The sequence below is a fragment of the Nocardioides sp. dk884 genome (genome assembly GCF_009557055.1).
GTDB lineage: Bacteria > Actinomycetota > Actinomycetes > Propionibacteriales > Nocardioidaceae > Nocardioides.
In genome coordinates this window covers 1794560-1815128 of the sequence record NZ_CP045649.1, presented here as the reverse complement: position 1 = coordinate 1815128, position 20569 = coordinate 1794560, and the positions used below count along the sequence as shown (strand labels likewise).

At 73.6% G+C, this 20569-nt stretch carries 23 protein-coding genes and 1 riboswitch; of the genes, 2 read left to right on the top strand and 21 right to left on the bottom strand.

Features of this window, described 5'->3' with window-relative positions:
• Window positions 1-51 precede the first annotated feature (51 nt).
• Window positions 52-459, top strand: coding sequence for a response regulator (locus GFH29_RS08800; RefSeq protein ID WP_153322986.1), 408 nt, complete (start codon window positions 52-54; stop codon window positions 457-459).
• On the opposite strand, the gene ribH is transcribed toward GFH29_RS08800, so the two are convergent.
• The 11 genes from ribH to ligD all read right to left on the bottom strand — a co-directional run bounded on the left by ribH (window position 447) and on the right by ligD (window position 10334).
• Window positions 447-935 (bottom strand): 6,7-dimethyl-8-ribityllumazine synthase, encoded by a 489-nt coding sequence (ribH, locus tag GFH29_RS08795; RefSeq protein ID WP_153322985.1) that lies wholly within the window; start codon window positions 933-935, stop codon window positions 447-449. The two genes, GFH29_RS08800 and ribH, sit on opposite strands and share 13 nt — an antisense overlap.
• Window positions 932-2272: a bifunctional 3,4-dihydroxy-2-butanone-4-phosphate synthase/GTP cyclohydrolase II gene (locus GFH29_RS08790; protein ID WP_323368686.1), complete on the bottom strand. Its 1341-nt coding sequence runs from the start codon at window positions 2270-2272 to the stop codon at window positions 932-934. Before GFH29_RS08790 ends, ribH begins: the two co-directional genes overlap by 4 nt.
• Window positions 2272-2961, bottom strand: a complete 690-nt coding sequence (gene pnuC / locus GFH29_RS08785; RefSeq protein WP_153322984.1) for a nicotinamide riboside transporter PnuC — start codon at window positions 2959-2961, stop codon at window positions 2272-2274. Before pnuC ends, GFH29_RS08790 begins: the two co-directional genes overlap by 1 nt.
• Window positions 2961-3566 (bottom strand): riboflavin synthase, encoded by a 606-nt coding sequence (locus GFH29_RS08780; RefSeq protein WP_153322983.1) that lies wholly within the window; start codon window positions 3564-3566, stop codon window positions 2961-2963. The genes pnuC and GFH29_RS08780 overlap by 1 nt, the downstream gene beginning before the upstream one ends.
• Window positions 3566-4618, bottom strand: a complete 1053-nt coding sequence (gene ribD, locus GFH29_RS08775; RefSeq protein ID WP_228387847.1) for a bifunctional diaminohydroxyphosphoribosylaminopyrimidine deaminase/5-amino-6-(5-phosphoribosylamino)uracil reductase RibD — start codon at window positions 4616-4618, stop codon at window positions 3566-3568. Before ribD ends, GFH29_RS08780 begins: the two co-directional genes overlap by 1 nt.
• An 83-nt stretch (window positions 4619-4701) precedes the next feature.
• Window positions 4702-4832: riboswitch (FMN riboswitch) on the bottom strand.
• Window positions 4833-4940: 108 nt separating this feature from the next.
• A complete protein-coding gene (gene rpe, locus GFH29_RS08770; protein WP_153322982.1) occupies window positions 4941-5606 on the bottom strand; it encodes a ribulose-phosphate 3-epimerase in 666 nt (221 codons plus the stop codon).
• Window positions 5607-5741: 135 nt separating this feature from the next.
• Window positions 5742-6191, bottom strand: a complete 450-nt coding sequence (locus tag GFH29_RS08765) for a hypothetical protein (RefSeq protein WP_153322981.1) — start codon at window positions 6189-6191, stop codon at window positions 5742-5744.
• Window positions 6192-6393: 202 nt separating this feature from the next.
• Window positions 6394-7119, bottom strand: coding sequence for an HNH endonuclease signature motif containing protein (locus GFH29_RS08760; protein ID WP_153322980.1), 726 nt, complete (start codon window positions 7117-7119; stop codon window positions 6394-6396).
• Window positions 7116-7562, bottom strand: coding sequence for a hypothetical protein (locus GFH29_RS08755; protein ID WP_153322979.1), 447 nt, complete (start codon window positions 7560-7562; stop codon window positions 7116-7118). The genes GFH29_RS08760 and GFH29_RS08755 overlap by 4 nt, the downstream gene beginning before the upstream one ends.
• Window positions 7563-7678: 116 nt before the next feature.
• The gene (locus tag GFH29_RS08750) at window positions 7679-9298 is read right to left on the bottom strand and encodes a RecQ family ATP-dependent DNA helicase (protein WP_153322978.1); all 1620 of its coding nucleotides are present in this window, start codon (window positions 9296-9298) and stop codon (window positions 7679-7681) included.
• Window positions 9299-9374: 76 nt separating this feature from the next.
• Window positions 9375-10334 (bottom strand): non-homologous end-joining DNA ligase, encoded by a 960-nt coding sequence (gene ligD, locus GFH29_RS08745; RefSeq protein ID WP_153322977.1) that lies wholly within the window; start codon window positions 10332-10334, stop codon window positions 9375-9377.
• A gap of 40 nt (window positions 10335-10374) precedes the next feature.
• Here ligD and GFH29_RS08740 point away from each other — a divergent pair, with 40 nt between their 5' ends.
• A complete protein-coding gene (locus GFH29_RS08740) occupies window positions 10375-11100 on the top strand; it encodes an AAA family ATPase (RefSeq protein ID WP_228387846.1) in 726 nt (241 codons plus the stop codon).
• A gap of 23 nt (window positions 11101-11123) precedes the next feature.
• Here GFH29_RS08740 and GFH29_RS08735 read toward each other — a convergent pair whose 3' ends face one another.
• The 10 genes from GFH29_RS08735 to mihF all read right to left on the bottom strand — a co-directional run bounded on the left by GFH29_RS08735 (window position 11124) and on the right by mihF (window position 20513).
• Entirely contained in the window at window positions 11124-12539 is a 1416-nt protein-coding gene (locus GFH29_RS08735) for an RsmB/NOP family class I SAM-dependent RNA methyltransferase (RefSeq protein WP_153322976.1), read from the bottom strand.
• A complete protein-coding gene (locus tag GFH29_RS08730; RefSeq protein WP_153322975.1) occupies window positions 12532-12951 on the bottom strand; it encodes an MmcQ/YjbR family DNA-binding protein in 420 nt (139 codons plus the stop codon). Before GFH29_RS08730 ends, GFH29_RS08735 begins: the two co-directional genes overlap by 8 nt.
• On the bottom strand, window positions 12941-13882 hold the full coding sequence (gene fmt, locus GFH29_RS08725) for a methionyl-tRNA formyltransferase (protein WP_153322974.1): 942 nt from the start codon (window positions 13880-13882) through the stop codon (window positions 12941-12943). Before fmt ends, GFH29_RS08730 begins: the two co-directional genes overlap by 11 nt.
• 8 nt (window positions 13883-13890) lie before the next feature.
• Window positions 13891-14436, bottom strand: a complete 546-nt coding sequence (def, locus tag GFH29_RS08720; RefSeq protein WP_153322973.1) for a peptide deformylase — start codon at window positions 14434-14436, stop codon at window positions 13891-13893.
• Between the two features lie 67 nt (window positions 14437-14503).
• A complete protein-coding gene (locus GFH29_RS08715) occupies window positions 14504-16552 on the bottom strand; it encodes a primosomal protein N' (protein WP_153322972.1) in 2049 nt (682 codons plus the stop codon).
• Window positions 16553-16620: 68 nt separating this feature from the next.
• Window positions 16621-17817, bottom strand: coding sequence for a methionine adenosyltransferase (gene metK, locus GFH29_RS08710; protein ID WP_153322971.1), 1197 nt, complete (start codon window positions 17815-17817; stop codon window positions 16621-16623).
• Window positions 17818-17964: 147 nt separating this feature from the next.
• Window positions 17965-19218 carry a bifunctional phosphopantothenoylcysteine decarboxylase/phosphopantothenate--cysteine ligase CoaBC gene (gene coaBC, locus GFH29_RS08705; RefSeq protein ID WP_228387887.1) on the bottom strand — a complete coding sequence of 418 codons (1254 nt, stop codon included), beginning with the start codon at window positions 19216-19218 and terminating at the stop codon, window positions 17965-17967.
• A gap of 52 nt (window positions 19219-19270) precedes the next feature.
• A complete protein-coding gene (gene rpoZ, locus GFH29_RS08700) occupies window positions 19271-19600 on the bottom strand; it encodes a DNA-directed RNA polymerase subunit omega (RefSeq protein ID WP_153322969.1) in 330 nt (109 codons plus the stop codon).
• A gap of 11 nt (window positions 19601-19611) precedes the next feature.
• Window positions 19612-20193 (bottom strand): guanylate kinase, encoded by a 582-nt coding sequence (gmk, locus tag GFH29_RS08695; protein WP_153322968.1) that lies wholly within the window; start codon window positions 20191-20193, stop codon window positions 19612-19614.
• Window positions 20190-20513 carry an integration host factor, actinobacterial type gene (gene mihF, locus GFH29_RS08690; protein ID WP_153322967.1) on the bottom strand — a complete coding sequence of 108 codons (324 nt, stop codon included), beginning with the start codon at window positions 20511-20513 and terminating at the stop codon, window positions 20190-20192. Before mihF ends, gmk begins: the two co-directional genes overlap by 4 nt.
• Window positions 20514-20569 lie beyond the last annotated feature (56 nt).

Sequence of the window (20569 nt, the reverse complement as noted above, 5' to 3'; positions counted from 1 at the left end):
CTAGACTGGCGGGGCCGGACGCTCCGGCGCCATGAGGAGGACACGCCCGACATGACGCGTGGTGCGCCGCAGGGGGTCCCCTGCGTGCTCGTCGTCGACGACGACGACTCGATCCGGGAGATCACCCGGATCGCACTGGAGGTGGTCGGCGGCTGGCAGGTGCGCATCGCCGCCGGCGGCCGCGAGGCGCTCAGCATCCTCGAGGAGCACCCGATCGACGCGGTGCTGCTGGACGTGATGATGCCGGAGATGGACGGCCCCACGACGTTCCGGTACCTGCGCGAGCTTCCCGGGGCGCGCGACCTGCCGGTCGTGCTGCTGACCGCGAAGGTGCAGACCGGCGACCGCCAGGTGTGGGACGGCATGGACGTCGCCGGCGTGATCTCCAAGCCCTTCGACCCGATGACCCTCGCCGGCGACGTCGCGGCGCTCCTGGGCTGGAGCGCTCAGGCGTCGTAGCCCCGCTTGACCCGCTTGATGGTCTGGGCGGTGAGCAGCGCCGCGGCGGTGGCCTCGTAGCCCTTGTCCTCCCGCGAACCGGGCAGGCCGGCGCGGTCGAGCGCCTGGAGGTCGTCGTCGCAGGTGAGCACCCCGAAGCCGATCGCGACCGTGTGGTCCAGCGCGACCCGGGTCAGCCCGTCGGTGGCCGCGCTGCAGACGTAGTCGAAGTGCGGCGTGCCGCCGCGGATGACGACGCCGAGGGCGATCACCGCGTCGTGGCCCTGCGCCGCGAGCGCGGAGGCCACGACCGGCAGCTCGAAGGTGCCGGGGACCCGGACCACCACCGGGGCCTCCACCTTGTAGTCGGCGAACGCCCGCTCCGCGCCGGCCAGCAGGCCGTCCATGACCTGCTCGTGCCAGGTGGCGGCGACGACCGCGACCCGCAGGTCGTGGCAGTCGACGGGGTGCTGGGTGGGTGCTCCGGCGCCGCTCATCGCGGTCCTCCGTTCAGGTCGGACGGTTCTTCGTGGGTCAGGACGGGTGCCCCCGGGACGTCAGCGACCTCGGGGCGGCCTGCCACATCATGCCGTGCCAGGTCGGGCAGGACGTGGCCCATCCGGTCGCGCTTGGCCAGCAGGTAGGCCAGGTTGTGGTCGTTGGGGTGCGGGGTGAGCGGTACCCGCTCGGCCACCGCGATCCCGTAGTCCTCCAGATCGCCGACCTTGCCGGGGTTGTTGGTCAGCAGGCGCACCGAGGAGACCCCGAGGTCCTTGAGCACCTGCGTCGCGGTGCCGTAGTGCCGCGCGTCGGCGGGCAGGCCGAGATCGAGGTTGGCATCCACCGTGTCGCGGCCACCGTCCTGGAGCTGGTAGGCCTGCAGCTTGCCGACCAGCCCGATCCCCCGACCCTCGTGCCCGCGCAGGTAGATGATGATCCCGCGGCCCTCCGCGACGACGCGCTCCATCGCCTCGTCGAGCTGCGGGCCGCAGTCGCAGCGGCGGCTGCCGAAGACGTCGCCGGTGAGGCACTCCGAGTGCACTCGGGTCAGCACCGACTCGTCCCCGGAGACGTCGCCGTGCACCAGCGCGACGTGCTCGGAGCCGTCCACGGTGATCCGGTAGCCGTACGCCGTGAAGTCGCCGTGGCGGGTGGGCAGCCGGGTCTCGGCGACCCGCTCGACGTGGTTCTCGTGGCGGCGGCGGTACTTCACCAGGTCGTCGATGGAGATCATCGCCAGCCCGTGCTCGTCGGCGAACGCACGCAGCTCGGGGGCGCGCTTCATGGTGCCGTCGTCGTTGACGACCTCGACCAGCACCCCGGCGGGGGTCAGCCCGGCGAGCACCGCCAGGTCGACCGCGGCCTCGGTGTGGCCGCGGCGCACCAGCACGCCGCCCTCGCGGTAGCGCAGCGGGAACACGTGGCCGGGGCGGGTGAGCTCCCACGGCTCGGTGGCGGAGTCGGCCAGCACCCGCGCGGTGTGCGCACGGTCGGCCGCGGAGATGCCGGTGCTGACCCCGTCGCGGGCGTCCACCGAGATCGTGTACGCCGTGCGCAGCTTGTCCTTGTTGTGCGGCGTCATCAGCGGGATCTCGAGACGGTCCAGCATCTCCCCCGGCATCGGCACGCAGATCACGCCGCTGGAGTGGCGGATCGTGAACGCCATCAGCTCCGGAGTGGCCTTGCTGGCCGCGAAGATGATGTCGCCCTCGTTCTCGCGGCCCTCGTCGTCGACGACCACCACTGCCTTGCCGGCGGCGATGTCGGCGACGGCCCGCTCGACCGGGTCGAGTCGGACACCGCCATGCTGCGGGCGGTCGGACGGCATGCTCATCAGATGACTCCTTCGGGGGCGCGGTCGGCGAGGGGCGCGACCGGGACGGGACGAGAGCTGCGCTCGATGCGCCACCAGCTGAAGAAGCCGGCGACGCAGAAGGCGCCGTAGAACAGGTACATGGCGGCGGTCGGGTAGTAGCCGGCCCGGATCAGCGAGGTGACCCCGACGACGTCGACGGCCACCCAGATCAGCCAGAACTCCACCCACCCGCGGGCCATCCCCCAGGTCGCGAGCAGCGACCCGGTGAGGATCCAGGCCTCGGTGGCCGGGCCCCACGACCCGAGCTCGCGCAGCACGAGGAACGCGACGGCGTACCCGACGACGGCGACGAGGAGCAGCTGGAGGCGCTCGGCGCGGCGAGCCCAGCGGGGTACGACAGCGACGCCGGCGGGGTCCACCCCGCGGGTGCGGCGCCAGCACCACCAGCCGTAGAGCGACATGGCGGCGAACACGACCTGGCGACCGGCCTGGCCCCACAGCGGCTCGGCGACGGCGTTGCTGAGCGAGCCGCTCACGAAGACCGTGAACAACAAGATGTTGCCGAGCAGGCCGACCGGCCAGGCCCAGACCAGCCGGCGCATGCCGAGCAGCGCGCTGGCCAGGCCGAAGACGTTGCCGACCACCTCCGGGACGGAGAGGTAGCCACCGCCGACGGCGATCTCGCCGGTGAGCAGCCAGTCGAGCATCAGGACTCCTCGGGCAGGTGGGCGGCGAGGAGCTTCTCGACGTGCTTGGCGATGACGTCGGCCTCGAGGTTGACCGGGGCGCCGACCGGCTTGGCGCCGAGCACCGTGCGCGCCAGCGTCTCGGGGATCAGGCTGACCGTCAGCCGGTCCTCACCGACGTCGACGACCGTGAGGCTGACGCCGTCGATGGTGATCGACCCCTTCTCCACGACGTAGCGGGTGAGCCCGGCCGGCACCGAGACCTCGACCAGCTCCCAGTGCTCGCTGGGGGTGCGGGCGAGGATCGTGCCCACCCCGTCGACGTGGCCCTGGACGATGTGCCCGCCGAGGCGCTTCTCGACGGTGACCGCGCGCTCGAGGTTGACCCGGTCGCCGGGCCCGACCCCCTGCAGCGAGGTCTTGTCGAGGGTCTCCTGCATGACGTCGGCGACCCAGGTGTCCGCGGTGCGCTCGGCGACGGTGAGGCAGCAGCCGTTGACCGCGATCGAGTCACCGAGGCCGGTGTCCTCCAGCACGGTGGTGGCGCGGATCGTGAGCCTGATCGCGTCGCCCAGGTCCTCCACCGCCTCGACGGTGCCGAGCTCTTCGACGATTCCGGTGAACATCAGGACTCCAATTCGGTGGGCGCGCAGCTCAAGGTGAGGCGCACGTTCGGCGGGTCGCCGCCCTCGGCGGGCAGCACCGTCACGTCGGTGACGGTGGGCCGCAGGGCGGCGGAGATGGTGGTGATGCCCAGGTCGGCGACCGCACTGGTCCCGGCCCCGAGGAGCAGCGGGGCGACGTAGACGACGATCTCGTCGACCAGGCCCGCGCGCAGGAACGCGGCGGCGAGGGTGGGCCCGCCCTCGAGGAAGACGTGCTGGCGATCGCGCGCCGCGAGCTCGGCGAGGGCGGCGTGCGGGTCGCGGGTGCGCAGGTGGACGGTCTCGGCGTCGTCGTTGAACACCCGCCGCCCCGGGTCGAGCTCGCGCTCGCCCATCACCGCCCGCAGCGGCTGGTGCGGCAGCGCGACCCCGTCGTCGTCGCGCACCGTCAGCAGCGGGTCATCGACCTCGACGGTGCCGGTGCCGACGAGCATCGTGTCGCACAGCGCCCGCAGCCGGTGGGTGTCGCGCCGCGCGGCGAGCGAGCTGACCCAGCGACTGGTGCCGTCGGCGGCGGCGCTGCGCCCGTCGAGGGTCGTGGCGAACTTCCAGGTCACGAACGGGCGGGCGTGCTCCATCGCGAAGCTCCAGACCCGGTTCAGCTCGGCGGCCCGGTCGGCCAGCAGGCCGCCCTCGACCTCGACGCCGCCCGCTCGCAGCGTGTCCGCGCCACCCGCCGCGACGGCGTTGGGGTCGCGCTGGGCGAAGACCACGCGGCGTACGCCGGCCGCCAGCAGCGCCTGGGCGCACGGCCCGGTGCGTCCGGTGTGGTTGCACGGCTCCAGGGTGACGACCGCGGTGGTGCCGCGGGCCGCAGCACCGGCGCGGGTGAGCGCGTCCGCCTCGGCGTGCGCCGTGCCGGCGCCGCGGTGATGGCCCTCGGCCACGACCGAGCCGTCCTCGGCGAGCAGGACGCAGCCGACGCGCGGGTTGGGCCCCAGCGGGACCCCCGGCGTGGCGGCCAGCACGAGGGCGCGCAGCATCGCGTCGCGCTCGGCGGCGGAGAACGTCATCGGTGGGCCCTGTCGTCCGGTCGCGGACTCCGGGGCCGGACAGGGTGCCCCGGGCCCGCCCACGAGGGGGCGAGCGGGGTCACCTGCGTGCGTCTTCCCATCCGGACTTTAACCGTCGGTCCAGGAGTTACACCTGGTCAGCCGGTCACTGGATGTGACCGGGTCGCGGACTTTCACCGCCGGCTCGGAATTGCACCGACCCCAGAGCACGCGAGTTGTGAACTCGTCTGGGCAGAAGTCTGCCACAGCCCCGCCGAGGCGCTACGTCGGTTCCGACACGCGGAATTTCGCGTGCCCGCCCGGGCGCCCGGGCGGGAGGCGATCAGGCGCGGACCGCCTCCGCGGCGGCGCGCAGGTCGGCGACCATCCGGTCGGGGTCGGAGGCGGAGTAGACGGCCGAGCCGGCCACGAACACGTCGGCCCCGGCCTCGGCGCAGCGCTCGATGGTCTCCAAGGACACCCCGCCGTCGACCTGCAGCCAGGTCTCCACGCCGTGCTTGTCCATCAGCGCGCGGGCCCGGCGGATCTTGGGCAGGCACAGGTCGAGGAACTTCTGACCGCCGAAGCCGGGCTCGACGGTCATGATCAGCAGCATGTCCACCTCGGGCAGCAGGTCCTCGTAGGGCTCGATCGGCGTGGCGGGCTTGAGCGCCATGCTGGCGCGGCCCCCGGCCTTGCGGATCTCCCGGGCCAGGCGCACCGGCGCCTTGGCGGCCTCGACGTGGAAGGTCACCGAGGAGCAGCCGGCCTCCACGTAGGTGACGGCGTTGCGATCGGGGTCCTCGATCATCAGGTGCGCGTCGAGCGGGATGTCGGTGCTGCGCGCGAGCGCCTCGACCATCGTGGGCCCGAAGGTCAGGTTGGGGACGAAGTGGTTGTCCATCACGTCGACGTGCACCCAGTCGGCGCTGCCGATCCGTCCCACCTCCGCCCCGAGCTGTGCGAAGTCGGCGTTGAGGATGCTCGGCGTGATCTGGATGTGGCCCACGGGGCCGAAGTCTAGTGACCGGACCCGGCCTCCCCGGGCGCGGGCTCGCCCCGGCGCGGGTCTCACTGGGTGTCCCTATGGGCGACGTCGGTTACCGGATCTGCCGATGTGCGTGGGTAGCCACTCAGGACCCTTCTACCAGTTCCAGGCTTGCGAGCCCGCGCTGATGCACGTGCTGCGCAACGCGTCATAGGCGCGGCTTTGCGCTCTCTGCAGGCTCGGCTCCGCGGGGGACCGGCCGTCAGCGCCGATGGCCGCGGCGGCTTCGGCCATCGGGCGGAGCATCTGGGCTGCGTCCGCTTCGGAAACGTCGATCATTCCCTGCAGCTCTGAAGCGAGTGCGCGGTTCTGCGCGGCATCGTCGAGGCCGCCTGAGCGGAAGGCGTCTTGCACGTGATCGCAGACGTGCAGGAGGTTGGCGGCGACTGCGTCGGCACCGGTCGACTCGGACGGTGTGGCCGCCGACGATGCAGCGGGCTTCGGTCCGGAGGCGGCGGCTGGTTCGGTCTGCTGGCAGCCAGTGAGGGCGAGCATGCCCGAAGCAATCGCCATGAGGAGGACAGGGACTCGCCCCTTGGTGTGCATGTCGTGAGTATGGCCGCCGATGAGGACGGGTGCATGTGTTATCAGACGTCCGGATCTGCCGCGAGGAGTGCGGTCCGCACGAGCGTGCTCGAGAGCCCGCGACGCCTCGCTGGGTCGGGTGCTCCGCTGGTCGCGCCCGGCGAGACCCAGGCAGCTGTATGGCCCCACCGACGTGGTGCCGGCGGGGTCCGGGGCGGTCGATCTACTCGTCGGGCGGGTGCGCGGTGACGAGCCGGGTGGTGCCCCGGTCCTTCACGAGGTGGAGCCCGTGGGGCGATCGCCAGAGGTACGTCGCGGCGTCGGTCTTGTCATAGGTCCAACCCGTGTGGGTCTTGGCGCGGTGATGTCGCCGGCACAACGGCGCCAGGTTGCAACCGCACGTCGGGCCACCGTCCCCATGGGCGGTGACGTGGTCGGTGTCGCAACGCCGAGCCGGGCGCTCACACCACGGGAAGGCACAGACCGGCGCGGCGAGCTTGGTCTGCTCGGCGAGCCGATCGGGGATCGCGTAGGCGTCGGCGTGGTGGTGGGCCTCGAGGTCGATCACCGGCTTGATGACCACCTGGGCATCACCACTGCACCAGTCGCGGACCTGGTCGGTCGACACGATCGACCGGGTCTCCTCGACGTGCGCGAGGCCGGCCTCGCCGCGGCTGATCGCGGCGTCGGAGAGGTGGACGTGGATGACCACCTGCCGCGGCTTCACCACCGAAGCGGCGCCCTCAGCGCTGCCGGCTTCGGTGCGGAGGTCGAACGCGAGCTGCCGTCGGGCGAGCTCACCGGCCGCCATCGAGCGGCGCACGTCGAGGGACTCCGTCGACCCGAGAGTCGCGAGCTCCTCGGCGCCCTGGCGAACCGCGGTGTCGAGGTCAAGGGCGTCGGCGAGGTCGAGGACCCCCTCCACATGGACGGTGCCGTCGTGGGTCACCTCGCGGGTGTGGACGTCGAAGCGACGCCCGTCAGCGGCAGGGCGGGGGTCAGCTGCGCGAGCCGGCGGGCCTTCCACAGCGGGACCTTGCCGGCGCGGACGAGCTTCCAGGTCCGCTTGAGCCGGTGCGCCAGCTCCAGGGCGTCACCCACCAGCGAACGGGAGGCGTCGGTCGACATGCCCAGCGCGGCACCGAACTCCATCGGCGCGAACTCCGCGACCAGCGGGGCGCCCTCACCCGCCAGCGGCACCGCGAGCTCCCCGAACACCAGCCCGGTGGTCGGCGCCGCGTCGGACACCGACTCCTCCGGGTGCATCGCCGCCCACAGCAGGGCGGCCTCCAGGACGTCGATCTCCGCCCGCTGGGCTGCGGCCCGGCGGGCTTGAGCGAACGCCAGCACGGCTGCTGGGGTGTCCCGGTCCGGGAGTTCGAAGTCGGCCATGCCTCATTCTACTCGAACGCACGTTCGACGACAAGAGCTTTTCCGCATCGTCTCGACAAGCTCGACCGACGGGGCCGCCGCGTCTCGACCGCCACTGGCAGCCGGTCCGGACACCCTCAGGCGGGGGTGAGCAGCCGGTGCTCCTCGAGCACGGCGAGCGACAGCGTGCGGTAGCCGACCGCCTCGAAGAGCACGGTGAGCCGGTCCTCCTCGAGGTCGGTGACGGTGCCGCGGCCGAAGTCCGCGTGCACCACCTCGTCCTGCACCCGGTACGCCGCGCCGGCCTCGTCGGTCGGCTCCGGTGCGGTGCCCGCACGGCAGCTGTCGCAGCGCCCGCAACGCTCCCCCAGCCGTTCGCCGAAGTAGCCGACGAGGAACTCCGCGCGGCAGCGATCGGTCTCGGCGTAGGCGCGCATCATGTCCACCCGGGAGCGTTCCAACCGGCGGTGCGACTCGGCCAGCTCGATCGCGGCCTCGACCCTCGCGCGCCGGTCACCAGAACCCCCGGTCTCGGCGCCCCCGGTCTCGGCGACCAGCGCGAGCAGGTTGAGGATCCGCCCGGCCCGGCGTCGTCCGAGACCGGTGTACTCCTGCACCGCCCGGGGGTCGTCCCCCACCGCGGCCACCGCTACCAGGACCGCCTCGACGTCGCGGCGCTTCGGCACCCCGCCGGAGAAGAACCGGCCGAGCGCGAGGTCCTCGGGCCGGTAGACCAGGGTGACCGTGGCCGGCTCGCCGTCGCGGCCGGCGCGGCCGACCTCCTGGTAGTAGGTGTCCGGGGACTCCGGGACCTGGGCGTGCACCACGAACCGGATGTCGGGCTTGTCGATGCCCATCCCGAACGCCGAGGTGGCCACCACGACGTCGACCTCGTCGGCCATGAACGCCTCGTGGGTCTGCGCGCGACGCCGGTGGGAGAGGCCCGCATGGTAGACCGCCGCCCGCCGCCCCGCGGCGACGAGCGCGTCGGCGTACTCCTGCGCGGCGGGACGGGTGCGGCAGTAGACGATGCCCGACCCGGGGGTCCGGGTGGCCAGCTCCAGCACGCTGGCCCGCTGGTCGGCGGCGCTCTCGGTGCGGACGACGTCGAGGGCCAGGTTGTCGCGGGCGAAGCCGGTCACGATCGTGCGCGGGTCCCGCATGCCGAGGCGTGCGGCGATGTCCTCGCGCACCGGCGGCGCGGCGGTGGCGGTCATCGCGACCAGGCGGGGCGCCGCACCGGGTCCGAGATCGGCGAGCAGCTCACCGAGGCGGAAGTAGTCGGGGCGGAAGTCGTGGCCCCACGCGGAAACGCAGTGCGCCTCGTCGACCGCGACCAGGGCCGGGCCGGAGGCGGCCAGGCGGGCGCGCACCTCGTCGTTCGCAAGCTGCTCCGGGGAGCAGAACAGGAAGTCGACGGCGCCCTGCGTGACGTCGGCGAGGACCTCCTCGCGCCGCGCGGCGCCCTCCGCCGAGCTCAGGCGGGCCGCGCGGAACCCGCCGGGCGCGGCGAGCAGCGCCTCGACCTGGTCCTGCTGGAGCGCGAGCAGCGGAGAGACCACGAGCGTCCAGCCTCCCGACAGCGCGCCCGCGAGCTGGTAGACCAGCGACTTGCCCGCCCCGGTCGGCGCGATGAGCAGCACGTCGCGCTCCTCGACCAGCGCAACCGCCGCCTCGGCCTGGCCGGGCAGCAGCGTGTGGTGCCCGAAGGCGGTGCGGGCGGTCTCGTCGACCCGATCGCGAGGGGAGGCGGTCACCGGGGCTCGTTACCCGGCGCTCGCGGGCCGAACGCGGACGCCCCGGGTGATCCCCGGCACGGCGGGGCCGGCGTGCTCAGGCCTCGGGGTCGGGGTCCACCCCGTCGCGCTCGTCGCGATCGGCCCACTCCAGCAGCGGCGCGGGGTCGAAGACGTGGTCGTCGATGTCGGCGTGCAGGTCGCCGAGCTCGGCGAAGCGCTGCGGCACCGTGAAGATCGTGAGGTCACGGGGGTCGACGTCAGGGACCTCGTCCCAGCGCAGCGGGGTGGAGACCCGGGCGTCGGGCAGGCCCCGCACCGAGTACGCCGCGGCGATGGTGTGGTCGCGCGTGTTCTGGTTGTAGTCGACGAAGAGCTGGGCGGGGTCGCGGTCCTTGGTCCACCAGGCGGTGGTGACGTCCTCGGGCGCGCGGCGCTCCACCTCGCGGGCGAACGCCCGGGCCGCGCGCCGGACGTCGCCGAAGCCGCGCTCGGGCGGGATCCGCACATAGACGTGCATGCCCTTGCTGCCGCTGGTCTTGGGGTAGCCGACCGCCCCGAGCTCGCCGAGGACCTCGTGCACCACACCGGCCACCCGGCGTACCGTCGCGAAGTCGCAGGCCGGCCCGGGGTCGAGGTCGATGCGCCACTCGTCGGGCTTCTCGGTGTCCTCGCGCCGGCTGTTCCACGGGTGGAACTCCACCGTCGACATCTGCACCGCCCAGATCACGCTGGCCAGCTCGGTGACGCACAGCTCGTCGGCGGTGCGGTTCCAGCGCGGGAAGTGCAGCTGCACGGTCTCCACCCACGGCGGCGCGCCGGCGGGCAGCCGCTTCTGGTGGACCTTCTCCCCCGCCAGCCCCTTCGGGAAGCGGTGCAGCATGCACGGGCGCTCCCACAGCGCGTTGACGATGCCCGGCCCGACCGCGAGGTAGTACTCGACCAGGTCCAGCTTGGTCGCGCCGCTCTCGGGGAAGTACACCCGGTCGGGGTTGCTGACCCGTACGACGCGGTCCTCGACCTCGATCTCGACCGCGGGCGGCTTCGACGCTGGCATGCCGCCAACCTAGCGGGCACTCGCCCCTACGGTGTACGACGTGGACTTCGACCAGCCGCCCGTCGTACGCATCGACGTCGTGCCCGGCGCGGGCCTCGACGAGGAGCGCTGGCCGATGACGATCCCCGCGGTGGCCCAGCTGGCCCGCGAGGGCCTCGACCTGCCCCGCGGGGTCACCTTCCTGGTCGGGGAGAACGGGTCCGGCAAGTCGACGCTGGTCGAGGCGGTCGCCGCGGCGTACGGCCTCAACCCGGAGGGCGGCTCCACCGGCGCCCGGCACCGCACCCGGCCCAGCGAGTCACCGCTCGGCCACCACCTGCGGCTGCAGCGCGGGATCGGCGCGGGACGCTGGGGCTACTTCCTGCGCGCCGAGACCATGCACGGCCTCTACTCCTATCTCGAGGACAACGCCGCCAGCGGCGAGGCCGCCCTGCACGAGATGAGCCACGGCGAGTCCTTCCTCGAGGTGCTGCGCACCCGCTTCGACTCCCCCGGGTTCTACTGCCTCGACGAGCCGGAGGCCGCGCTGTCCTTCTCCTCGACCCTGGGCCTGATCGACACCCTGCACCGCGTGGCCCAGGAGGGCGGGCAGGTGCTGTGCGCGACCCACTCGCCGGTGCTCGCCGCCCTGCCCGGCGCGACGGTCCTCGAGGTCGGCGAGTGGGGCTACCAGCAGGTCCGCTGGGAGGACCTCGAGCTGGTCCAGCACTGGCGCGCCTACCTCGACACCCCGCAGCGCTACCTGCGCCACGTGCTGGACGACTGACCCCGACCGGCCCAGCGACCGGGTCAGCCGCGCCGCAGCAGCGCCAGGAACATCGCGTCGGTGCCGTGGCGGTGCGGCCACAGCTGCAGCGTCCCGGGCATCGGCCCGGCGGCGTCCGGGACCTGCGGCAGCAGCGGCGCGGCATCCTCCAGCGTCACGTCGTCCCGTCCGGTCAGCACCGAGCGCACGACACCCTCGGTCTCGGCGAGCACCGGCGAGCAGGTCGCGTAGAGCACCACGCCCCCGGGACGGACCAGCTCGAGCGCGGCACCCACCAGCGCCCGCTGGAGCAGCACCAGCTCGAGCAGGTCGTCGGGCTTGCGCCGCCAGCGGGCCTCGGGACGGCGCCGCAGGGCACCCAGGCCGGTGCACGGCGCGTCGACCAGCACCCGGTCGAAGGACCCCGGCCGGTACGGCGGGCGCACGCCGTCGGCGGCGACCACCCCGAGCACCCCGTCGGAGCCCTGCAGCGCCCGGGCGACCAGGCGGGCGCGGTGCGGCTGGCGCTCGGAGGCGACCAGGCCGGCGCCGCGCTCGGCGGCGATCGCGGCGAGCAGCGAGGCCTTGCCGCCGGGTCCGGCGCACAGGTCGAGCCAGGTGCGGTCGGAGCCCTCGAGCGGCGCGGCGGCCAGCGCGACCGCGACCAGCTGCGAGCCCTCGTCCTGCACCCCTGCCCGACCCTCGGCGACCGCGCTCACCGCGCCGGGGTCGCCGCCGTCGAGCACCACCCCGTAGGGCGAGTACGCCGTGGGCTCGCCGGGCAGCTCCGCGGGCGTGGCCCGCCCGGGGCGGGCCACCAGCGTCACCCGCGGGGCCTGGTTGTCCGCCGCGAGCAGGGCGTCGAGCTGGTCGGCGCCGACGGCCTTGCGCAGCTCGTCGACCACCCAGCGCGGGTGCGAGTGGGCCACCGCGGCGTGACCGGAGGGGTCCTTGGCCGGGTCCGGGGCGACCCGTTCGATCCAGGTGTCCAGGTCGTGCTCGGAGACCCGGCGCAGCACCGCATTGGTGAACGCCGCGGCACCCGCCCCGACCCGCGCGCGGGCCAGGTCGACGGTGGTGCTGATCGCGGCGTGCGGGGGCACCCGCATCGAGAGCAGCTGGTGGGCGCCCAGGCGCAGCGCGTCGAGCACCTTGGCCTCGACCTTGCCCAGCGAGCGGTCCACGCAGGCGCCCAGCACCGCGTCGTACGTGCCGCGCATCCGCAGGGTGCCGGAGACCAGCTCGGTGGCGAACGCGGCGTCGCGACCGCTCAGGCCGTGCTCGCGCAGGGCGGCCAGCAGCGCCAGGTTGGCGTAGGCGTTGTCGACGCGCACCGCCTGGAGCACCGCCAGCGCGGCGGTGCGTGCCGGGTCGGTCGGGATCTTGGCCTTGCCCGCGGGCCGCTGGCCCTGCCCCTGGCCCGGTCGCTGGCCGCGTCCGCGGCGGCGCGGCTCAGCCATCGTCGGCCCCCAGGTGCTCGCGCACGAGCCGCTTCGGTGCCCGCGCGGCCCACGCGTCGGTGATCACCTCGGCCAGCTCACCGCGCGTGACCTCCCCCAGACGCGACTGCTGCACGAGCACAGCGTTGGTGCGAGCGAGGTGGTCGACGGTGAAGAACGGCAGCCGCGGGTCGTCGACGAGCGCGGCCTTCTCGCCGGGGCCGGGAGTCACGACCACCAGCAGATCGTCGTAGGGCTCACCGGTCGCCGGGTCCAGCGCCGAGGAGTGTGGCTTGCGGAAGAGCACGAAGCCGCGTCCGCCGACGAGATACGTCGGCACGTCGCCCCAGGACGTGCCGAGCTCCACCTGCGGCAGGCCCAGGCAGATCTCGTCGACGTCCGCCGGACGCGCCGGCCGGTCGTCACTCGGCACCGAGGACGGCACCGGTCTGCACCCGCGTGCCGCGCGCCCAGTCCGCGGCCTGCATCTGCTTCTTGCCGAACGCCTTGACCTCGCCCAGGCGCACCGGGACGGTGCCGGTGCCGACCAGGACGGCGTTCTTGCGCACCTCCAGGGTGCCCGGCGCCAGGGCGTCGCCCTCGCCCTCGACAGCCTCGATGCTCACCGGGCCGATCTTGAACCGCTCGCCCTCGAAGGTCGACCAGGCGCCGGGGCCCGGGGTGCAGGCGCGCACCTGCCGGTCGATCAGCGCGGCCGGCTGGGTCCAGTCGATGCGGGCGTCCTCGACCAGGATCTTCGGGGCGAAGCTGACGCCGTCCTCGGGCTGCTCGCGGGCGACCAGCGAGCCGTCCTCGATGCCGTCGAGGGTGGCGACCAGCAGCCCGGCGCCGCCCTCGGCGAGCCGGCCGAGCAGGTCGCCGGCGGTGTCGGTGGGGCGGATCCGCTCGGTCATCACGCCGAACGTCGGGCCCGCGTCGAGCGCCTTGACGATGCGGAACGTGGTCGCGCCGGTGACCTCGTCGCCGGCCCAGATCGAGTGCTGTACCGGCGCGGCACCGCGCCAGGCGGGCAGGCAGGAGAAGTGCAGGTTGACCCAGCCGTGCTCGGGGATGTCGAGCGCGGACTGCGGCAGCAGCGCACCGTACGCGACCACCGGGCAGCAGTCCGGCTCGAGCGCCTTGAGCTGCTCTTGGAACTCGGGGTCGCGGGGGTGCTCGGGCTTGAGCACGGGTACGCCGAGCTCCTCGGCGCGCTGGGCGACCGGGCTGGCGAGGAGCTTGCGGCCGCGACCGGCCGGGGCGTCGGGCCGGGTGACGACGCCGACGAGCTCGTGGCGCGACTCGGCCAGGGCGTTCAGGGCGGGGACGGCGACCTCGGGGGTCCCCGCGAAGACGATGCGCATGTGGGCTCTCAGACTCCGAATCCGTGGGTGGGGTGTGGACTGACCTTGACGGTGGGCGTGCCGAGGCCGAACCACTCCGCCTCGCGGATCTCGCGCATGGCGGCCTTGCGTGCCTCGGGATCGAGGCGGTCGATGAACAGGACCCCGTCGAGGTGGTCGGTCTCGTGCTGGATCGCCCGCGCCAGCAGGTCCGATCCCTCGATGACCACCGGCTCGCCGTGCATGTCGAAGCCACGCGCCACCACCGAGCGGGCCCGCCGGCAGTCGTAGGTCAGGTCCGGCAGCGACAGGCAGCCCTCGGGGCCGTCCTGGGTCTCCTCCGACAGCGACAGGTCGGGGTTGACCAGGTGGCCGACCTCGCCGTCGACCCACCAGGTGAAGACCCGCAGGCCGACCCCGATCTGGGGTGCGGCCAGGCCGGCACCCGGCGCGTTGCGCATGGTGTCGGTGAGGTCTTGCACGAGCGTGCGCAGCTCGCGGTCGAAGTCGACGACCTCGATCGCGGGACGGCGCAGGACCGGGTCGCCGAAGAGTCGGATGGGCTGGATCGCCACAGGCGGATGTGCTCCTCGTGCTGGTGCGGGGTGGTGGAAGGGTCGCGGGACAGTCTAGGACCGCGGCTCAGAGCGTCGGCGGGTCCACCTGGATACGTACGGCGTCGAGCTTGCGCGCCGAGCGGACCCGCTGCAGTTCCCCGAGCGCGCGGGACAGCGCCGCGCCGTGCACGCGGGGCGCGCGGAGCACCACCCGGCACTCCTCCTCACCCGCCGGCACCGGGCCGAGCACGTCGGTGGCCGGGGGCAGGTCGAGCAGCGTCACGGCGTCGTCGACCGGGCCGGGCTCGCCGGTGATCGTGGCCATCCGCGAGGCCGGGGGCAGGTGCGCCTCCAGGCGCTCGGTGGTCTCGCGCTCGGCGAAGCCGGCGTGGTCCCAGCGCACGAGCGCCTGGACCGAGGGGTGGCCGGGATCGCCCACGATCAGCGCGCGGCCGCCGGGGCGCACCAGCGCGACCGCGTTGGACCAGCGGCGCAGCGCCTCCTCGTCGGTGCGCAGGTCGGTGCGCCCGAGCATCAGCCACGCGTCGAGCAGCACCACCACCGCATAGCCGCCGGCGGCCACCGGCTCCGCGCCCGGGGTCGCGACCACGATGCCGGGCCGCTCGTCGACCTCGGCGAGCACCCGGTCGCCGGCGGAGGTGAGCACCCGGGCGCCGGGGAACGCGCGCCCGAGCTCCTCGGCGGTGCGCTCCTGGCCGACCACCGGCGCGCGCAGCCCGTGGTGGCCGCAGGTGGGACACGCCCACTGTGGCGCCTCGACGCCGCACCAGCGGCAGGCCGGCGGCAGGGTCGCCCCGCGCAGCGCCAGCGGGCCCGCGCAGGCCCCGCAGCGGGCCGGGGTGCGGCAGCGCTCGCAGGCCAGCGAGGGGACGTAGCCCGAGCGCGGGGTCTGCACCAGCACCGGCCCCTCCGCGAGCCCGATGCGTACGGCGTCGTGCACCTGGCGCGGCATCCGCGCGGAGCGGGCCATCGGGTCGCGGATCAGGTCGAAGTCGGTGGCGCCGGCGACCGCGACCCGCACCCGCTCGCGCACCAGCGTCCGCGGTGGCAGCAGGTCCTCGGCCCAACCGGTGCGCACGAGGTAGGAGGCCTCCACGGTGCGCGCGAAGCCGCCGACCAGCGCGGCGGTGTCCTCGCGCTCGGCGCGCAGCAGGAGCGTCTCGCGGGTGTGGGGGTACGGCGCGCGCGGCTCGGCGTGCAGGTCGTCACCGTCGTCCCAGATCACCACCAGGCCGAGGTCGTGCACCGGGGCGAAGGCCGCGGAGCGGGTGCCGACCACGATGCGCCGCTCGCCGCGGGCGACCGCGAGGAAGTCGCGGTAGCGGGCCGCCGGCCCGGCATCGGCGCGCAGGACGACGTGATGGCCCTCGCCGAGCAGGTCGCGCAGCGCGGCGTCGAGGCGGTCGACGTCGCGACCGTCGGGCACGCACACGACGCTGCCTCGCCCGCCGAGGCGGGTCACCGCGGCGGCGAGCGCCACCACGTGGGCCCAGTCCTCCCCCGGCGCCGGGCCCCAGACGACGCGGGGCGCCGCGCCCTCGCGCAGCGCGCGCAGGAAGGGCTCGACGTGGGCCGCGCCCGGGGACAGCACGAGCACCGCGCGGCGCACCGCCTGCTCCACCGCGTCCAGCGCGGGCTCCGGTGGGGTCGGCGCCTTCTCCGCGGTGGCGTGGCGGGGCGGGACCGCGAGCCGCAGCACGTCGGAGCGGGTGCCGGCGTAGCGCTCGGCGACGTCGCCGCACAGCGCGGCCACCGCCGGGGAGAGGACCGGCTCGGCGCTCACCACCCGGCGCAACGGGGCCAGGCGCCCGGTGTGCCCCGAGCTCGCGGCCCGGGCCACGACGTAGCCGTCGACGTCCTGGCCGGCGAAGCGGACCTTGACCCGCACCCCGGGCTGCGCCGCCTCGGCCATCGCCACCGGGACGGCGTAGTCGAAGGGCCGGTCCAGGTGGGCCAGCGGTACGTCGACCAGCACCCGGGCGACCGGCTCGGTCTCGGTGATCTCGGCCTCCGCGGCCTTGCGCGCACGCGTCGCACGGGCCTTGGCCTGGGACTCCTTGACAGTGGCCCGCACCATGCCCGGCAGCTCGGGGTGCTCCAGCGGCGCGGTCATGGACAGATGTCTACCAGCGCCCACCCCCCACCCCGGGTGGCGGTGGGGTGGGGGCGGGACCGGTCAGATCAGGCGCGCAGCGCGGCCTTGAGGGCCTCGGCGCGATCGGTGCGCTCCCAGGTGAACTCGGGGAGCTCACGGCCGAAGTGGCCGTAGGCAGCGGTCTTGGCATAGATCGGGCGCAGCAGGTCGAGGTCGCGGATGATCGCGGCCGGGCGCAGGTCGAAGACCTCGAGCACGGCCTGCTGGATCTGCTCATCGGAGACCGTGCCGGTGCCGAAGGTCTCGATGAACACGCCGACCGGCTTGGCCTTGCCGATCGCGTAGGCGACCTGGGCCTCGCAGCGGGTCGCCAGACCGGCCGCGACGACGTTCTTGGCCACCCAGCGCATGGCGTACGCCGCGGAGCGGTCCACCTTCGAGGGGTCCTTGCCGGAGAACGCGCCGCCGCCGTGGCGGGCCATGCCGCCGTAGGTGTCGACGATGATCTTGCGACCGGTCAGCCCGGCGTCGCCCATGGGGCCGCCGACCACGAAGCGCCCGGTCGGGTTGACCAGGAGGCGGTAGCCCTCGGAGTCGATGTCGAAGGTCGCCAGCACCGGGTCGATGACGTGCTTCTTGATGTCGGGCTGGAGGGTCGACTCGAGGTCGATCTCCTCGGCGTGCTGGGTCGAGAGCACCACGGTGTCGATGCGGACCGGGCGGTTGGCCTCGTCGTACTCGATGGTGACCTGGGTCTTGCCGTCGGGACGCAGGTAGTCCAGCGTGCCGTCCTTGCGGACCTGGGAGAGCCGCTCGGAGAGCGTCTGCGCGATCTTGATCGGCAGCGGCATCAGCTCGGGGGTGTCGTCACAGGCGTAGCCGAACATCAGCCCCTGGTCGCCCGCACCCTGGCGGTCGAGCTCGTCCTCGGAGGAGTCGACCCGGCTCTCGTGGCCCTCGTCGACGCCCTGGGCGATGTCGCCGGACTGCCCGCCGATCGCGACCACGACGCCGCAGGAGTGGCCGTCGAAGCCCTTCTCGGAGGAGTCGTAGCCGATCTCGAGGATGCGCTCGCGCACCTTCTCCTTGATGTCGACGTAGCCGGAGGTGGTGACCTCGCCGGCGACGACGACCAGGCCGGTGGTCAGCAGGGTCTCCACGGCCACGCGGCTCGTGGGGTCCTGCGCGAGCATCGCGTCGAGGACGGAGTCGCTGATCTGGTCGGCGATCTTGTCGGGGTGACCCTCGGTCACCGACTCAGAGGTGAAGAGTCGTCCAGCCACAGTCGTGCTCGCTCCCATTCGGTCCTGGTCGGTCATGGTGCGTCGTCCGGTGCCCCCGGAACGACTTTCAGAATCGTGAATTGCTGCTTCAGCGTAGCCGCACGTCCGCCATGCGGGACGCTCGCGCGTCCGCAGGCATACGCCGACTTAGGTAAGCCGCGCGGCGACCTGGTCCCAGATCGCGTGCGCGAGCGCGGCCTTCGAGCCGCGCGGCACCTCGACGGCGGCGCCGTCGGCGGCGAGGATCACTGCCTCGTTGTCGGGCTGACCGAACACCGCTCCCCCGCTGACGTCGTTGACGACGAGCAGGTCGCAGCCCTTGCGGGCCAGCTTGGCCCGGGCGAGGTCGAGCACCGAGCCGGTGGCGTCGCCGGTCTCGGCCGCGAAGCCGACCACGACGCTGTCGGCCCGCACCCGCTGGGTGCTGATCTCGTGGAGGATGTCGGGGTTCTGCACCAGCTCCAACGGCGCGGCGCTGCCGTCGGCGGCCTTCTTGATCTTGGCCTCGCTGACGCTCGCGGGCCGGAAGTCGGCGGGTGCCGCGGCCATCACGACCGCGTCGGCGCCGGCGGCGGCACCGACCACGGCGTCGCGCAGCTGGGCGGTCGTCTCGACCCGCACCACCTTCATGCCGGCAGGGTCGGGCAGCGCGACGTTGGCGGCCACCAGCGTCACCTCGGCGCCACGAGCCGCCGCGGCGCGGGCCAGGGCCACGCCCTGCAGGCCCGAGGAGCGGTTGCCCAGGAAGCGGACGGGGTCGAGGTACTCCCGGGTGCCGCCGGCCGAGACCACGACCTGGCGCCCGGCGAGGTCGTCACCGGGGCCGGCGGCGCCGCTGCGGGCGCGGGTCAGCACGTCGCGGGCGAGCTCGAAGATCTCGCCCGGCTCGGGCAGCCGCCCCTTGCCGGTGTCCTTGCCGGTCAGGCGGCCCTCGGCGGGCTCGATCACGATCGCGCCGCGGCGGCGCAGGGTGGCGACGTTGTCGCGGGTGGCCGGGTGCTCCCACATCTCGGTGTGCATCGCGGGGGCGAAGACCACCGGGCAACGCGCGGTCAGCAGCGTGTTGGTGAGCAGGTCGTCGGCCTGCCCGTGGGCGGCCTTGGCCATCAGGTCGGCGGTCGCCGGGGCGATCACGACCAGGTCGGCCGCCTGCCCGATGCGCACGTGCGGGACCTCGTGCACGCCGTCCCAGACCTCGGTGGCCACCGGCCGGCCGGAGAGCGCGGCCCAGGTGGGCGCGCCGACGAACCGCAGCGCGGACTCGGTCGGCACGACGGTGACGTCGTGGCCGGACTCGGTGAAGCGGCGCAGCAGCTCGCAGGCCTTGTACGCCGCGATGCCGCCGGAGACCCCGAGGACGACCTGCGGACGCGCAACAGGCCGTGCCCCCTCAGGGGACACGGCCTCGGAGCCGGGGTCGCTGGTGATGCTCACCGGCGAAGCACGGGGTGGGTCACGCCTCGGCGTTGAAGCCGGCGTCCGCGGCGGCAGCCTGCGCCGCAGCCTCGGCAGCCAGCTCGGCCGGGTCGATGTCCTCGCAGGTCAGCAGGTCCTCGCTGATCTCGCGCAGCGCGATCGAGAGGGGCTTCTCCTGCACGTGGGTGTCCACGAGCGGACCGACGTACTCCAGCAGGCCCTCGCCGAGCTGGGAGTAGTAGGCGTTGATCTGACGTGCGCGCTTGGCGCTGTAGAGCACCAGCTTGTACTTGCTGTCGGTCTTGGTGAGCAGGTCGTCGATCGGAGGGTTGGTGACACCCTGAGCGTCGATGATGGGTCCAGGCACGCTAAAACGCCTCACAGATCTGTCGGTGGTTGCTTCAGCAAGGCTACCAACTGCTCGGCTGCCTCGTGAACTTCATGGTTGACGATGGTGATATCGAACTCCGACTCGGCCGCCAGCTCGACACGTGCGGTCTCCAGTCGGCGCTCGCGCTGCTCGGCCGTCTCGGTGCCGCGACCGACGAGTCGGCGCACCAGCTCATCCCACGACGGGGGGCTCAAGAAGACGAACAACGCGTCGGGCATCGTGCGGCGGACCTGGCGCGCGCCCTGCAGGTCGATCTCCAGCATCGCGGGCTGGCCGCTGGCCAGGGCGAGCTCGACCGGCTGGCGCGGCGTGCCGTAGCGGGCGGCCTTGTGCACCACCGCCCACTCCAGCAGGTCCTCCTCGGCGATCATCCGGTCGAACTCGGCGTCGGAGACGAACCAGTAGTGGACGCCGTTCTCCTCGCCGGGACGCGGCGGGCGGGTGGTCGCGGAGACCGAGATCCAGACCTCGGGGTGCGCCTCGCGGACAGCGGCGGCCACCGTGCCCTTGCCGACGGCCGTCGGGCCGGCCAGGACGACGAGTCGGGAGCGGCGCTCGGGGGTGCTCACGCGTCGCGCGAGGCGAACTCGGCCTCGAGGGCCGCGACCTGCTTGGCGCCGAGGCCGCGCACGCGGCGGCTCTCGGCGATGCCCAGGCGCTCCATGGTCTGGCGGGCCCGCACCTTGCCCAGGCCGGGCATCGACTGGAGCAGGTCGACGACCTTCATCTTGCCGACGACCTCGTTGACCTGTCCCTCGCGGATCACCTCGATGATGGAGGCGCCGGAGTTCTTCAGGCGGTTCTTCACCTCGGCCCGCTCGCGGCGGGACGCGGCCGCCTTCTCGAGTGCTGCCTGGCGCTGTTCGGGGGTGAGCGGGGGCAGAGCCACGGGCGTCCTTCTTCATCGGTGTCGGGGCCGCGCAGTCACCCGCGGCGCCCACTGGC

Bases quoted from the DNA above. Each gene is read 5' to 3' on its own strand.
- pnuC (WP_153322984.1), bottom strand. From the start codon at position 2,961: ATGCTCGACTGGCTGCTCACCGGCGAGATCGCCGTCGGCGGTGGCTAC.
- GFH29_RS08715 (WP_153322972.1), bottom strand. From the start codon at position 16,552: ATGACCGCGCCGCTGGAGCACCCCGAGCTGCCGGGCATGGTGCGGGCC.
- GFH29_RS08765 (WP_153322981.1), bottom strand. From the start codon at position 6,191: ATGCACACCAAGGGGCGAGTCCCTGTCCTCCTCATGGCGATTGCTTCG.
- GFH29_RS08790 (WP_323368686.1), bottom strand. From the start codon at position 2,272: ATGAGCATGCCGTCCGACCGCCCGCAGCATGGCGGTGTCCGACTCGAC.
- ribH (WP_153322985.1), bottom strand. From the start codon at position 935: ATGAGCGGCGCCGGAGCACCCACCCAGCACCCCGTCGACTGCCACGAC.
- GFH29_RS08755 (WP_153322979.1), bottom strand. From the start codon at position 7,562: ATGGCCGACTTCGAACTCCCGGACCGGGACACCCCAGCAGCCGTGCTG.
- GFH29_RS08800 (WP_153322986.1), top strand. From the start codon at position 52: ATGACGCGTGGTGCGCCGCAGGGGGTCCCCTGCGTGCTCGTCGTCGAC.
- ligD (WP_153322977.1), bottom strand. From the start codon at position 10,334: ATGCCAGCGTCGAAGCCGCCCGCGGTCGAGATCGAGGTCGAGGACCGC.
- ribD (WP_228387847.1), bottom strand. From the start codon at position 4,618: ATGACGTTCTCCGCCGCCGAGCGCGACGCGATGCTGCGCGCCCTCGTG.
- GFH29_RS08735 (WP_153322976.1), bottom strand. From the start codon at position 12,539: ATGGCTGAGCCGCGCCGCCGCGGACGCGGCCAGCGACCGGGCCAGGGG.
- fmt (WP_153322974.1), bottom strand. From the start codon at position 13,882: ATGCGCATCGTCTTCGCGGGGACCCCCGAGGTCGCCGTCCCCGCCCTG.
- GFH29_RS08780 (WP_153322983.1), bottom strand. From the start codon at position 3,566: ATGTTCACCGGAATCGTCGAAGAGCTCGGCACCGTCGAGGCGGTGGAG.